Below are 15,202 nucleotides of genomic sequence, written 5' to 3'. Positions count from 1 at the left end.
GCACTATTTTGATAACCTGTAAATAAGACACATTATGAATAATAATACTGACAACGAAAATAATGAAAAGCCAGTCGGACTGTTTGCTGATAAAGCATTAAAAGATGATCCGGCTCCTGCGGTGGTGCCTGAGTCCACTGCTAGTGAAGAGTATGCGACTACGAAGCTCACTGATACGAACTTCACTGAGACAGATAAAGCGGATCAAACCCCCGATAATGATGATGTCAATGCTCCTAACCCTTCCAAACCTCCTTCTAACCTCAAAAAGACACTTGCTACTGGTGAGCCGTTAAAGCTTGCCGTGGTTGGTCATACCAATACCGGTAAGACGTCGATTTTGCGCACCTTACTGCGTGATGTTTATTTCGGCGAAGTCAAAAACGAAGCCGCAACCACGCGTCATGTGGAGCGTGCGCAATTGACCGATAGCCAGACAGGTGAGGTTTTAGTTGCTCTTTATGATACGCCAGGACTTGAGGATGCTTCAGGCTTGATGGACTGGCTTGAGGACAATACAGCCAGTCGCCGTGATGGTATCGAGCGCTTGCAGCAGTTTTTGGCAGCGGATATCGCCACTGGCGCTCAAGGTGCTGAAGACTATAGCCAAGAAGCCAAAGTGATACGCCAACTACTGGCAAGTGATATGGCAGTTTATGTCGTCGATGCGCGAGAGCCTGTGCTCGGTAAGTACAAAGATGAGCTTGCGATTTTGTCTTGGGCGGCGATACCTGTGATGCCGGTGTTTAATTTCACTGATAGTCAAGAAGCTAACATCGATGAGTGGCAGACGATGCTGGCACGGCGTAATCTGCATATCTCGACGCGCTTTGATTCGGTCGCATTCGAATTTGAAGATGAGATGCGACTTTGGCAAAACTTGGCTACCATGCTGACGCACTCAGAGATGCTTGAGCAGCTGATGCAGCGCCGTACCGAGGATTGGGCGCAGCTATATGATGAGGCGAAAATTATCATTGCAGATTTCTTGTTAAATGTGGCCGCTTTTGTGCGTGAGATTAGTGAAGATGATGATCCTATGCCGGTACTGCAAGATATGCAAGAAGCCGTTAGGCAAACAGAACGCACGATGCAGCATCAGCTACTTAATCTCTATAAGTTTTATGATAATGCGGTGGCCGCAACGCCACTTGAGTTACAGGCTTATCAACAAGATCCCTTTGATCCCGAACTGCTCAAAAGCTATGGTATTCGTACCACTTCTGGCGCGGCAGCAGGCGCGTTATTAGGACTAGGGATTGATGCAGCAGCACTTGGAACGACTTTAGGATTGGGTGCTGCACTAGGAGCAATAGGTGGTGGCCTATTATCAAACACCAGCAGTATCGCTGATAAGATCACTGGGGTGAAACGTTTATATATCGATCCGGCGACTTTGACGCTGCTTGCCACTCGTGCTACTGACTTATTGACCGCGCTGCGCCATCGCGGGCATGCGGCAACAGATGCCACACAATTGCTCTATCAAAATGAGAGTATTGATGATGGGGAGATATCAACAAGCAGCCAAGACGATGGTCTAGAAGAAGATAATGCGATCACTCTTTGGCCCCCTCATAAACTACCAAGTGAGCTTAAAAAAGCACGCGGCAAACCGCAGTGGTCATCTTTGAGTAGCGGTAAATCAGAACAAGCGCAGAGCCTGCGCATGGATACAGCATGGTCGCTGGCGAGTAAGCTATAGGGTGCATTGCTTATAGGTTTAACTTTTAGGTTTATTATCTTAATAGCTCACTCAAAGCTTCAAACCCTCGTATATCAGTCTGCTGCAAGTATATTGCAGATAACGGATAGCGCTTGAAGGTAGTCGCGATATCATCCATGATCTGTTGCTGCCTATTAGCGCGCTGCTGCCAAACATCAGCCAAAAAGGCTGCCTTTATCACTTATAGATGTTATAAAAACGCGAACACTTCATTAGTCATTTTAATTTATAGTCTACAATTGCCGTAGTATCACCCTATATCATCGCAGTGGTCAATTATAATCTGCAAAATTGATCGCACTTAAACGATATCTACTAAAACTGCGGTTAAATAAAGAATTATTATCTCAGATATTGATGTTATAGATAGTGACTGCAGCTGATAAACGAATGCAACGTCACTAGTTTTTTACGTATACTGTTCTATTTGATTTAGAATACTCATTTAATAAGATTCAAGGAAAAGATATGGCACACTATTTCGGATTTCCACCGTCAGAGAAACTCAAACAATTAATAGAAGAAGCGGCGCAAGCGGAGGCATCGGATGAGCATGTTGAGTACTATAAACATCGCGACGCACTAACTCACCAAACTGCTAGAGATTTGATCGATAATTTGCTGGTAGGCTTAGTAGAGATTATCCCTAACCCTGAACGTCAAGCCTCCATGCGCAAAATCGTTGGCACCATTGAGCGCTCAGCTGATACGCTACTTAACATCTTATTAAATAAAGAGAATAATGAAGACGTCTTGCCAAGCTTTCACTTCCTGCGCGACCGAGCCACTTTTATTGATAATGAAGGGGTCAGTCGGGTCGGTTTTAAGCTCTCCGAGGATAGTGCTCAAAAAATCACAGAAGGCTTTGCTTCAGTAACTCCTGATGATGTCGATATGAGTAAATTTAAGTTAGCATTAGAGACGATGAACGAAGATACGCTCACTCATTTTATCACTCGTTATGCCGAGACCCTTAAACTTGGCATGATTAAACGCAAATCAGTGCCCGTTACCAAAGCCGCTATCGATAAAGGTATGAGCATGGCATTGAATAAAATGCTACCTGACTTACCTATGAGCTCATTGAACCGTTTGGCCAATTATTATCGTCCTTTTATTGTGGAAAAGGCGGATTAATTAATATTAGGGTAATGGCGGTTTGCGATTAGGTAAATTCGCTAAAACTTGCTAAAATATGTGGCACTTTTATCAAAGGCGCACCCTACTATGACTCAAATCAGTAATCAAGAGATCGAACAAACTCTACGTAATTCAGAGTGTCTCATTAGCAGTATCGAAGTTGCGGCCGCTTACGAGCGTCTTGCTGCCCAGCTTAATTTGCATTATGCAGGCCTAAACCCTATCGTTATGGTAGTGATGAACGGTGGCCTTATCCCAGCAGGACAGCTACTGACTCATCTGACTTTTTATCATCGCATGCATTACATTCATGCGACGCGCTATCGTGACAATGAGGGGACCAGCGATCTTGATTGGAAATTTAAACCCGATGTCAGTATCAAAGGCGAGCATGTACTACTCATCGATGATATTTTTGATGAAGGTATCACGCTCAAAGCTATCGTTGAAGAATTAGGTAAAGAAAAGCCCGCTTCAATCGATTCTTGCGTCCTTTTAAATAAAATGCATGATCGCAAAGTTGCTAATTTCGATGTGGATTTTGTCGGTATCGATGTTGATGACCGTTATGTCTATGGCTGCGGTATGGACTTTCATGGTTACTTGCGTCACCTGCCAGGTATTTATGCGATTAAAGAAGACAAAGTGTAGTATTTCATTCTACACAATAAAAAGCATCCGTTATGGATGCTTTTTTGCGTTTATAGAGCTTCAAACTGTAGTGCTAACCCTGTATAGCGCTCAGTTGGGGTCTGCACTGCCTTCTCAAAGGCAGACTTGGTGCTATATATACTGACCTGTTTTTTGGCGCGAGTCACTGCCGTATAGATAAGCTCTTTACTGAGTAGCCTACTATGACTAGTATCAAAAGTAATCGAAACATGATCAAACTCAGATCCTTGCGACTTGTGAATAGTCATAGCGTAGGCAGTAGACACGAGCTCATCATTTAATAGACTAACGGCGATGCCCTGAGTTTTATTTTCAAAGAAGACTTCTAGTGGCGCGCCATCTGTCCCCGTCTGCAAGCAAAAACCAATATCCCCGTTGAACAACCCAAGCTCATAGTTGTTTTGTAGCATCATAACAGGCCGACCATGAAACCAAGTATTTTGACCTAGCGGCAGTTTTAACTCAGCCAGATGCCACTGTGTTAGGTAGTTATTAATATAATGATCGCCCCACTCCCCATTATGTCCAGCCGTAAGTATTCTAAATTGATTGAAAGCTTGTACCAGAGAGGTAATTGTCTCTTTAACAACTGCTGGCACGGATTTTTCTATTGGATTTCTTAATAGTACATTGATTTTTTTTATGTATTTTTGGTAGTTTAGAGTTATTCTTTTAAGATTTTCTATATTACTTAGGCTATTTTTTATCTGGTTATTTGGATTTGTTTGCGCAGATTGCGTATTTATATTCGAAAAACTCAGCGCCTGATCCTGCTTTAATAACTGCCAAATGCCTTGCGTGTCTGTATCCATATTATTGATTTGCTGAGCCAACTTACCAATACCTGAGTCTTTACTAAATCTGCGACTCTCAGTAAGCTCTACGTGTACGGGTTGCAGGCTTGGTATGCGGCATAGGTCGGATAAGACGGCACCTGCATCTACTGCTGCAAGCTGATTGGCATCACCCAGTAATATAAGTCTCGCGCCTTTTTTTACTGCACTAACCAGATAATTTGCCAGCTCTACTCCGAGCATAGAAGCCTCATCAACGATGATGATATCTTCGCCAAGTGGGTTGTCTGCATCGTAGCGCGGTCTGCCCGTTCGCCCAATGCCTAGTAAACGATGGATGGTTTTTGCTTCTTCTAGTTGCATATCAACATTTGCCGCATCTAAAGCCGCTTGCAAAGATTCCTGCATACGCTGTGCAGCCTTACCAGTCGGCGCAGCCAACGCTAAGCTTGCGCTATCGGTGCTAAACTTGATAGGTGCGTCATCTCCCCTACTCTGTGCTGCTTGTTGCAGAGCAATAACGAGCTGCGCCACAGTATAAGTCTTACCTGTCCCAGGTCCACCCGTGATGATACTAAAAGCGTTGTGATTAGCCACATTAATCGCTGCTATCTGTCGTTTTTCCAGATTATCTGGTATAGCAATTGAAAGAGGGGTTATCTGCTGATTTATAATTGAATTGATACGCGTAGCTAAGCTAAATTCTGCTTGCCAGGTGCGGTGTAGCCAAAGGGTGGCTGATGTATTTTGATTTTCTTCTTTTTGAATTTGATAAATGATTGGTTTATTATTTTTGCTTAGGCTATTTCTATCACCCTTATTAAGATGTTCAACATTACTGAACAAGTCATACTTACCGATTGAGTGAATAAAAGCATCTAGATCTGTATTTCTTAGCCGCTGATATAACGCAGTGATGGCATCTAAGCGCTTCGTCAAAAGCTCTCTTTCATAATTAGTCAGCACTGACTGTGACCATAGTTGATGTCTTTGAGCAACTATAATGCTTAGTAAACTAAAAAGTGAGGGCTCTGTAGCCACTTCATCTGCTATCAGCTGGTCGATTTGTCCCTCTGCTAATACCAGAAGTGGCGTGGCTAGCATCTCTAGCAGCTTCAATTGCCAAGCATACAGAGTCACTGATTCGCCCCCGATATCCCCCTGCACAGGCCTTTCATCCTTAGCCTCTTCCAGAGTTAATACTGTATGCCCTTGTTCTAAATGCGTCGTCAACATGACAAATACAGCGCTAAATAAGGCTTTATCTTGCACCCCATCTACTTGTTCGGTCTCGATATTCGTCTCAACATCAGACACGTGATATGCTGACTGCGTTTGCTGACGACGCAGCAACAGATAATCACTAAGATTGCTAGCCCAACTTTCGTGTAGGCTAATGGCTGCCCTACTATTACTGTTATTCATAATATGTTGTCTCTTATGTCTGTCTTTATGGCTATCTCATAAATCGTTGTTGCTTTATTTTTGGTAAATAGGTTATCTATTCTGAGCCCTAACTCATTAGTCTGGCAAACCAAGCAAGGTATCTAAAGCTTTGATGAAGTCGATGGGTATGTCCCAGATGACTAACCCAAAGCGCTTATCGGTAACTACATTACAATCGGCCGTATTTTTTTTATTTTGCCTAGCACTATCTAAAGCACTATCTAAAGCACTATCTAAAGCACTATCTGATGTCGACGCATCTGCATGATAGACCCCGCGTAAAAACACATACTCGACAGGACCAAGATATTTATCTTCATTACCATCATAATCGCTGACTCGCATACTTAAGAAACGATGCAATGCAACCTGATAAATGGCGGCTTGTAGCCAATACCCAGCCTTTGACATGGCTTGTTTAAGCGTCTTTTCATCATAGCTGCTTAGGCTATTTCCTAAATAGTTACTTTTGTAGTCCACCACATAATATTTGCCTGCGTATTCATAAACTAAGTCAATCTCGCCGCGTAGATAGCGATACAAGTGCGCTTTATTTTGCGCCACTAAAGTCACGTGCTTGTCCGGTTCGTTTGGTAAGTGCTCTGCAAACAGAGTGGTGATATCCTCTGCTCTAAAGTGCTCTGACAAGCCCATGTTGAACTCCAGCTCAGCAAAGCGCTGCGTAGTATCAATTGACTCTAGCGGCTGGTTAGAAGCTAATAGCGGCGTCTGTAGCACCTCTTTGATCCAACCCATTAACGCTTCATGTTGGCTCGCTACTATCGTATCTGTATCGACAGACTGACTATTCTGTTTTTTATTTGCCTGTAATACACGCTGCTGCTGTTCTGCGCTACTATAAATCAGTGGCAGCTGATAGCTACTCACCGCGCGGTCGATGACTTGAGACCACTGAGATTGATTATTAAAGTCAATTTTTTCAAATATTTCATGCAAAAATGTACCGGCATTCGCGCCTTTGACAAAAGTAAAGCGGATATCATCCTCTCGCTTAAGCTCCAAGTCGCAGCCCAGCTCGAAACCTTCATTGCTATCTATGACTCCTACTGGCTCTTTCGTTTCTATATCTATGGCATCATCAATGCGCTCATCGACAACCGCCATAATCTGTGTTGATTCATCTAACTGGCGCGCCAAAGCGGTAAAACTGGTCTTCGCCCAGCCAAAGAAGTAACGACTGCGCATAACTTCCAAGAACGGTGCGTATTCAATCTTCTGTGTCGCTAGTTTCGTTGTGACAGTGGTCAAACCATTTGCCGTGTTGGCGTTATTCGCTTGGCCCTTTTCATGATACTCATTAATTTTATGAGCTCTAATCATCCCTATCGTGCCTTTGAGCCTATCTGGCAACTCAATATTCTTAGCCGGTACGTCTAACCAATAGCAGACTGGTCTCAAGCACGCGTTCGTATTACTATGAGCATCTTTTAAGACTACATAAAGCTGCTCACTAGCACGAGTAAAGGCGACGTAGCCCAGGCGACGTAGCTCATCAAAACCTTCTTGGGTTTCAAACTCAGTGTAATAGTCTGCTTTAGTGGCTGAGCCTTGCACGGGTGAGAAACGGCGCTGATTGCTAACTGTATTTGGTTGTTGTGAGTTACGGTTCGATTGGTCATCATATAGATATAAACCATACTGCTCTTTATTACCGGATCTTCTACTGGCATCGCCCATACCCAGTACATAGACAATCGGGAACTCAAGCCCTTTAGACTTATGAATGGTCATCAGCTGCACTCCTGACTCCGTCGGGAGCGGATATTGCTTCGCCCAATCGCTGTTAGGGGCAGCGTCAATGTTTTGCCGAAACCACGCCAAAATCTCATGCTCGCCCATGCCGCTGCCGTACTGCGCCATAACATCTAGCACATGACGCAAGTCCATAATATGACGATCGCCTTCTGGATGATTCGCAAGTGCCTGCCAAACGCCTTGCGACTGGACCGGGCTCTTATCTAACAAATAATGTAGCGCTGACAAAATCCCAAAATGCTGCCAACGCTGCGCGCCTTCTTTTATATAAGCAATAAAGTCTTGGTAGCTTTGTTTGTGAGCGCTATCACTACGGTTAACAGCGCCTGACTCATGATCTGTCATCATTGCTCTAACGGCCTTGATATTTAGACCATACAGATGACTGGTTAACACGCGATTGATCATGTCATGACGATAGGGATAGAGCATAGCGCTCAGTAGCGCGGCCACATCCTCTGCCATGATGGTCTCAAAGATACTGACATCACTAGTCGTCAGCGTAGGCACTTTTAGCTTCACCAGCTCATCTTCAACCTGCTTTAAGTCTTTTTTGGTACGTGCCAGCACACCGATATCACTTGGTTGAATAGGCACGCCTTTTAAGGTCTGATTGCTGCTTAATAAGGTCGCAATATGACGCGCGGTAATCTCATACTCATCGTACTCAAGCTCGTTGTCATATGGTAAGTGTAATAAGCTCACTGGCTGAGCTGAGAGCACCTCCGTCACTAAATCAGGCACTAAATCAGTCACTAAATCATGGGTTTCAGAAGCTGCCATATTAGACCAAGACAACTGGCTATCTGGTTTTGCCGCTTTGATATGCTGATAATAAATCCCTGCACCTAACTGCGACAGCTTATTATCACCCGTGCTAGGCGTTGCCATACCAAACCAGCAATTCAGCGCATGGATGACGCCTGCATTTGAGCGGCGATTGACGTCTAGCGTCCAAAAGCTTTGCTTATCAAACTGAGCTTTCATGTCGTTGTAGTTGGCCACATCGCCACCGCGAAAGCCATAAATCGCTTGCTTAGGATCGCCAACTAATAACAAAAACTCATGACTGGTTTTTTTCGCGCTAGATTGCTTATCGTTGGCCGAAGCTGCGGTCTTTTTATTGGCTAAATAAATACTTTTAATCATCAATGCTTGCTCGCCATTGATATCTTGCGACTCATCAATAAGCGCAATGGGATAATGATGGCGAATATAACGCGCCAGCTTGGGCCCTTGCTTGCCTGTTAGTGCCTGATTTAGACGCACCATCTGTAGACCAAAAGTCGTCTCACCGCGCTCCTCTAAGATCACTGGCAGCCTATCCCGAACCGCGAGAACAATATGCCGGTTTAGGTTGGCCAACAATGAAATAATATGTTGGTCTAATTTTTCGACCATATCTAAAATGGCCATTAACTTCACTATTGTATCTAACCCAAAAAGAGCCTGATGTTCCTTTTCTCTGTCTTTATTGAAATTTTTAATCTTGCCTTCTTCATTGGGATATCTAGAGTCCTGTAACGAAGTCAGAATTTTATTTTCACGCTCGTCTAAATAGCTAGTAAAGGCTAGCTGATGTTCTGCTATTTTATGATGTACATCAACTAAGGCGTCAAAATGATTGATTAAATTAGAGTTACCACGAAACCCTTGTGACTTCCTATAGTCAGAATTTAAATATGGCTGAATATCTGCTAAATCTAATTGAGCAAATTCATAAAGCATCTTCTCGTACGCACTAAAGTCAAAGTCTTGATCTAGTTTCACCTCATCAATAGGCGCTGAGATAAAATTCAGCGAGCGCGTGACAAAACCCTTATGATCACCGATATCAGTAAGTTTGCCTTGCTGCTCTAGTAACGCATAAAGTTTCGGCTGCTCATGATAGAGGCGACTTTGAAATTGGCGTAGCTCATCATGAATGATGCTATCAGTGACTTGCTCGATACTGCTGTCTTCAATGATACCCATGCCCTGCTGATGACCGGTCTCGCTACTGTATTCCGTCAGCCACTTCTGCGCTAAGCTATCAAGCGTACCCACAAATAGATTATCAAGCGTCGTGAGCACCAATGCCGTGCGCCGAATAGCCTCGGTCATCGGGTAGCTATAGACATGATCGAGTAGATAGCTGATTAAATGTAAGTTGATTGGATCTTGCATGAGGCTATCTAAGCGCGCATAACTGGCTTGCTGTATGAGCCAAGTATCGCGCTCCTCTTTGGCTTTAGCGCGGTTTTCGCGAGTAGTGGTTTGACTGTTTTGTTGTTCATAGTCAAGATCTTGGTTTAGCTCCTCGCTCTTCTGACTGGGGTTCTCTTTGGACTGACTTTCTGAATTGATTTGTTCAGGGGTTACCTGTAAGGATTTTGGATAGAGCATATCTTTATTATTAACATCACTGCTTAGGCTATTTACCCATTGTAATAACTGATAAAACTCAACTAAACGCTCGTGGATACGCTGACGCATCTCGGCGGCTGCGGCACGAGTGAACGTAGTGGCGATGATTTGTTCAGGGGCCCGTCTTGCCTCAATCAACAAACGCAGGACGATGCCCGTTAGCGTCCATGTCTTACCGGTACCCGCTGAGGCTTCAATCAGGTGTTGACCGCTGAGCTCAACCTCAACCGCCGGTACCTTTTCGGATGATTTTACAGATAATTTTCCAGATAATTTTTCAGGTGCTTTGTCTGCTTTATTATTATTTGGCATATCAGCACTTCTCGTGGCGCTTTGCGACTCGTATAAATGCCCATCAGCGAAAGGCAGCTGTTGCGAGCTCTCCGCAAAATCAGGCGTATCGGTAAACTCTGTCATATTGGCGTACACTTTAAATTATTATCAATTTAATTTGGATTACAAAATTAGCTGTCTTAAACGGTATAAAGGACTAACCGTCTAACCCTTCCAAAGCGTCAAACATTGGCTCATATAAAGGCTGTGTGATAGTCGTCAATGCTGTAGCTAAAGCTTTAAAAGTATCTTGATCGCGCAAGACGTATTGCCATATAGCATGCTGCGAACAAGTATCATAAATCATATCTGCCTGATAACTCGGCCTTAGCCAGTCTGAGAAATCTGCGCGTTTTGGCCAATAGTTGCCACTATCACTGTCCTGCGATTTTTGCTGTTTTTCTAGATAACTGAGCGCATACTCTGGCAGTATCGTAACAGGCACTTGACCGACGAGCTGGGCGAAGATTGCCCACTTTATCAGCTCTAGTATGGCGTCTTCATAGACGATAGGAGCGATCTTAAAGGCAACTGACTTCTCAAACTTCTTCACCCCTGATCTAGACTTGTTAAAGCGCCATATGCTCACACCATCATTCAAGGTGACTTGCGCGGCCGTGGTACGTCTTGCGACTTGCCAGTATAAATGCGATAACCAGAACTTGAGTAAATGTTTGGGACTAGCCGCATTAGGCAATACATTGAGCCACTGCTTAGGCGATTGCTCGCTATAAGCAGTATTGGAGTGCAAATGAATATCCTCGCCATGAGCCGCTATCGGTACTTGTCCTTTTAACTTAATAACTTTAGGTAATAATCGCAGTAGGGACTCATGCTGACTGCCGAGCTCTTTGTCAGCGTTATTTATATCGCTATTAAAAATGGTTGCTAACTCTACCCGCACAGGATGCTCAGTGGTTGGGGTTATCAGTCGTAAGACACTAGACTTGTCCTCTACTCTTGCTAGTAACACATCTGTGTTAGCAAAACCATTAGCCATCAGCTGCTCTTGAAACTCTAAACACTGCTGTTGGAGCTTTTGCCGCTCATTTACTAAGGTGGTTTGCCGTGCGATACCTGCCGGCATGATCTTTTGGTACATTAAAGTTGAATAACTCGCTTGAGCATCAAGTTCAAAGTTAGCAGAGTTGTGTTCAGAGTTAGCAGAATAGCTATCTGGATTGGTATAAACGGTACTAGTAGCGAGCTCATTAATGAGATGATCTGTAATCTGATAATTGGTTAAGCCGTCCAAAAATAGTGGCTCTTGCTGCACCCTTGCTTGCTCACCTTGCATGACATACACCTCTTGAGCGCGCAAAAAGGCCTTGGCAGGATGACGGACTTGATAGGCCAGCACTCCTTCTACGTCTATCTCATGAATATCAAATAGGGTTTGACTGAGCATAGTCGTTAAGTCTGCATTATTTGTGTCGTGTGCATTGGTTTTCATATCGAGCGCCAGCAGTTCGATCAATGCTTGCAAATCTTTATGATCGACTTGTCCAAGCTCACCTAAACTGCGTCCAAGTACTTGAGCGATCGCTTCATATTGCGATTTTGTGGGCAAACCAACGAATTGTAAGCGTTTGCTTGGCACGCGGCTCTTTAGGGTATCAAAAACAGCTTGCCAAATCGGTGCGGGTGGAAATTGCTTTTTTTGTGCCAGCTTAGTTTTTTGCATAGCTTGATCTAAGAGTACATCTAACTCATCGCTAGCGTCAGTGGACGCATGGGCGTCAAGGTTGGCAGTATCCGCCACTTCGCTTTGATTATGAGCATCAACACTGCTTGTTGTATTAAGAGCCCCATCCTCTTCGATCATAGATTCAAACAGACTCTCGTGGAAAGGTAGAGCTGGATGTTCAGTGACTAGCCACTGCTTGATGAGCTTAGGAAGATAGCGCTTTAACTGCTCAGTAGTCGCATCAACACTCTCAGGCAATGCCTCTAATGCTTCAAGCGAGCTGACTTGCCACTGCACTTCACCTTGCAAAAACTGTAACAACTCACTGACAGGATTGGCGGGTAGATGCTCATGAGTATCGGTGAGACTTTGGCCGTTATAAAATATCCAGCAGGCACTGCGCGCACATAACAGCGCATCTAAAAACGCACCATTATCGTCATCCTCGCTGACTCTATCTCCGCGGCGAGCCATAGTAGTTTTCATCAAGTCGTAGCGGTTATTACGATCGCGGTCCGGGAACTCAGAGAGATTCATATTGAGCATGACAACCAGCTCAAACGGTACGTTTCTAAGAGCGCCAAAGCGACCAAAGGTAATTACTCCCGTCGGCTCGGCACTGACTTGCTGACTCTCAAGTTCAGCTTCGATACTATCAAGCATAAAGCTTAGCTTAAGCGGTAATTGCTCAACGCCCGCAAGCCGTTGTTCTACCTCGTGATTGTCAGTATCGTCACTCGCGTACTGCCGGTAATGACGATTGGCGCGAAGGCTAGATTTAAAGCCATTCATCGCGTTGTAGATCGCGCGCATCGTACGCGTCTGATCGACCTCACCAAAGTAGCGATGGATCACTTGCGTCTCAATTTGGGACAGCCACTCTTCAGCTTTTTTCTTTTGAGTATGGTCATGACGGCGCTCAGTCAAGCCTGCATAGATACGGCAAAATGCCTCAACGATCATGCCATCATCCAAACTCATCTGCGGTAATGGCAGGCTCATCTCAGGCATAGCCGTACTCGGCCAGTCTGCCTCTGCAAGAGGATACAAACAATCACTCGCGCTTGCCTCAGGCATAATTAAGCCAAGAGCCAATCTATCTAATGCTTGAGCGAAGCTGAAGCGGTAGTCATAGTCGTTGGCGTCTAGAGTCTGCTTGAGATGCTGCTCATCAAAGCCGCGGATAAACCCCGCCTCTACTAATAAATCACAGCCGCGGCTCATCTGCTCATGCGTCAGTCCAAAACTCTCATACAAAGGTGGTAACATGAACCAATCAAGAACCTCAGCGGCCTCAAAACGCGCGCTATGACTACCAAGGAGCTTATAAAAACCGATAATAGCTTCCCACAGTTGGCGAATATCGGTATCGACCACGCCAGTCACTTTGGCTGGCAAAGTCAAACCATCTTGCCCTTTGCCACTGACAAAAATAGAGCTGATCAGTTCATGATGGCGCTCAACATCAGGCATCAGCACGACAATCTCTGAGATATGGCGTTTTTTTTCGCCCGCTCTGATCGGCTCGTTAAGCCAGCGCCCAATCATAATACGTAGCACTTCTAACTGGCGCTGCAAATTATGGCAAGAATGAATGCTTAGGCTATTATCTTGAGCCGACATCTCCCAGTATCGCTGTTTGTCAAAGCGCTTGTTCTCTAATGCCTCATCATCAAACCACTGCACTTCTTGCTCAAAACTTAGCTCTATTTGCTCATTGACTGCTTGCGAGACTTGCACAGCGGTTGCTTGCTGGGTCGCTTGCTCATCGAGCATCAATACATCATTTTGCAAACGTCTGAGTAAACTCGAATTATTTTGTGCACTATCTGCTTCAACAGTCCATTCCTCACTGCTATAAGCATGATCGATGAGACTCTCAGCACTCGTATCGAAATTATCGTGCCATTCTACTAAGTCTTCTTCATATTGCTCATTGCCTGATAAATTCGCCAGCATAGCGAAAGTATCACGCGACTGCTTACCCAAACGTGACAGCAAACTATGACCATAATCGCGTAAGAACACACTTTCGGGGTTAATAATCTGCTGGCGCTGCAGCCAAGACTTATCGACGATATCCGCCCAAAATAGCTTTGATGGATTGTAGTGCAGCAGGGTGATATCCATGTATTTCGACAAGCGTTGCAAGAAGTCAAGCTCCGTCTGCGGCAGTTGCTGAATGGTAAATATGCGTAGCACAGCAGGTAACGGTTCACGCTCATTCGCCTTATTATGCTCAAGAGCTGACCAAAAGGTATTTTCAATCTCAACGCGGTGCTGGTGCACATCAGCAAACAAGTGTAACCATAAAAAACGCTGAGCGACTTCTAACTCAACATAATGTGCTACTAGCCAATCAGGGGTGGCGCGAGCATACTGATCAAAACGCAGCGACAAAGCATCTTTGTCAGCTATCAGCTTATCGACATCTAATAGCTTGTTCTGGGACCAAAGCGCTAGCCAGTCCTCACGGTGGGTTAAGTAGCGATTAAACACTCGCGCCAAATCACTTGCCAGCTGCCAAATACGCACGTCTTGCTGCGCTTTATCAGGGGTGCTGCCCTCTTGCGGCTTCTCGATTAGCGGTGCTAGCAGCGAGTGCACTGGATGCTTGTCATCTTTGACAATCAGCTCTTGATAGTACGTCAAATACCCAAACAGACGCCACTGCATTACTGTAGGCGACAATACCGCCACTTCAGGCACATTCAAGGTTGACGCTTCAGGATTATGCGCGAGCAGATACTCATTATGACGCGCTAACACCTTTTGCATCAAAGTCCACTGATACTGGCCCCAAAAGGTCGTCGTCACTAACGTACTAATACCCGCTTGGCTAGCAATAGATTTATCGAGCCAGTCGCCTAATACCATTGAAGGCACGATAACGATAAACTCAGCAAAGACTGGCTGGTTTTTCGATTGATAATCGGTGAGTAGCTCTGCAACTAAATGCTCAGTGCGGTGCGATTGAATAATTTTAAACATAGATAGCGATCTGATTCGAGTAAAAGACAAGATGAGGTAATAGCGAGATAAAAGATAAGTATTGTAGTCGTGGCAGCTTTTTATTTCTGTTAAGATATGGCGCACAGCCGCTTTAGGTGGCGACCTTGTTACCTTAATAGTTGTCTTATGAGTGAGGTAACGCTTAAGTGTGCCACTGATATCTCTGATTTACCAGTATACTATTTCAAAATGAGTCAAATCCAACATCGC

The 15,202-nt window shown here is 44.6% G+C and carries 7 protein-coding genes; 3 read left to right on the top strand and 4 right to left on the bottom strand.

Annotation, left to right across the window (positions count from 1 at the left end):
- Positions 1-34 precede the first annotated feature (34 nt).
- Complete coding sequence (locus I3248_RS02760) at positions 35-1,705, top strand: DUF3482 domain-containing protein (protein ID WP_238062462.1); 1,671 nt, start codon at positions 35-37, stop codon at positions 1,703-1,705.
- Positions 1,706-1,739: 34 nt separating this feature from the next.
- On the opposite strand, the gene I3248_RS02755 is transcribed toward I3248_RS02760, so the two are convergent.
- Positions 1,740-1,889 carry a hypothetical protein gene (locus tag I3248_RS02755; RefSeq protein ID WP_238062461.1) on the bottom strand — a complete coding sequence of 50 codons (150 nt, stop codon included), beginning with the start codon at positions 1,887-1,889 and terminating at the stop codon, positions 1,740-1,742.
- Between the two features lie 305 nt (positions 1,890-2,194).
- Here I3248_RS02755 and I3248_RS02750 point away from each other — a divergent pair, with 305 nt between their 5' ends.
- Both I3248_RS02750 and I3248_RS02745 read left to right on the top strand, forming a co-directional pair.
- On the top strand, positions 2,195-2,863 hold the full coding sequence (locus I3248_RS02750; RefSeq protein WP_201602778.1) for a hypothetical protein: 669 nt from the start codon (positions 2,195-2,197) through the stop codon (positions 2,861-2,863).
- 90 nt (positions 2,864-2,953) lie between these two features.
- A complete protein-coding gene (locus tag I3248_RS02745; protein ID WP_238062460.1) occupies positions 2,954-3,517 on the top strand; it encodes a hypoxanthine-guanine phosphoribosyltransferase in 564 nt (187 codons plus the stop codon).
- A 50-nt stretch (positions 3,518-3,567) separates the two neighbouring features.
- On the opposite strand, the gene recD is transcribed toward I3248_RS02745, so the two are convergent.
- The 3 genes from recD to I3248_RS02730 form a co-directional block, all read right to left on the bottom strand.
- Complete coding sequence (gene recD / locus I3248_RS02740) at positions 3,568-5,757, bottom strand: exodeoxyribonuclease V subunit alpha (protein WP_238062459.1); 2,190 nt, start codon at positions 5,755-5,757, stop codon at positions 3,568-3,570.
- Positions 5,758-5,853: 96 nt separating this feature from the next.
- Positions 5,854-10,377, bottom strand: coding sequence for a UvrD-helicase domain-containing protein (locus tag I3248_RS02735; protein ID WP_238062458.1), 4,524 nt, complete (start codon positions 10,375-10,377; stop codon positions 5,854-5,856).
- A 73-nt stretch (positions 10,378-10,450) separates the two neighbouring features.
- A complete protein-coding gene (locus tag I3248_RS02730; RefSeq protein ID WP_238062457.1) occupies positions 10,451-14,971 on the bottom strand; it encodes an exodeoxyribonuclease V subunit gamma in 4,521 nt (1,506 codons plus the stop codon).
- Positions 14,972-15,202: the final 231 nt, after the last annotated feature.

This window comes from Psychrobacter sp. Ps3 (assembly GCF_022129275.1).
Lineage (GTDB): Bacteria > Pseudomonadota > Gammaproteobacteria > Pseudomonadales > Moraxellaceae > Psychrobacter > Psychrobacter submarinus.
This window is presented reverse-complemented; position numbering and strand designations above follow the sequence as displayed.

Excerpts from the sequence above, each read along its gene's own strand:
- I3248_RS02760 (WP_238062462.1), top strand. The coding sequence starts at position 35 with ATGAATAATAATACTGACAACGAAAATAATGAAAAGCCAGTCGGACTG.
- I3248_RS02730 (WP_238062457.1), bottom strand. The coding sequence starts at position 14,971 with ATGTTTAAAATTATTCAATCGCACCGCACTGAGCATTTAGTTGCAGAG.
- I3248_RS02735 (WP_238062458.1), bottom strand. The coding sequence starts at position 10,377 with ATGACAGAGTTTACCGATACGCCTGATTTTGCGGAGAGCTCGCAACAG.
- I3248_RS02745 (WP_238062460.1), top strand. The coding sequence starts at position 2,954 with ATGACTCAAATCAGTAATCAAGAGATCGAACAAACTCTACGTAATTCA.
- recD (WP_238062459.1), bottom strand. The coding sequence starts at position 5,757 with ATGAATAACAGTAATAGTAGGGCAGCCATTAGCCTACACGAAAGTTGG.
- I3248_RS02750 (WP_201602778.1), top strand. The coding sequence starts at position 2,195 with ATGGCACACTATTTCGGATTTCCACCGTCAGAGAAACTCAAACAATTA.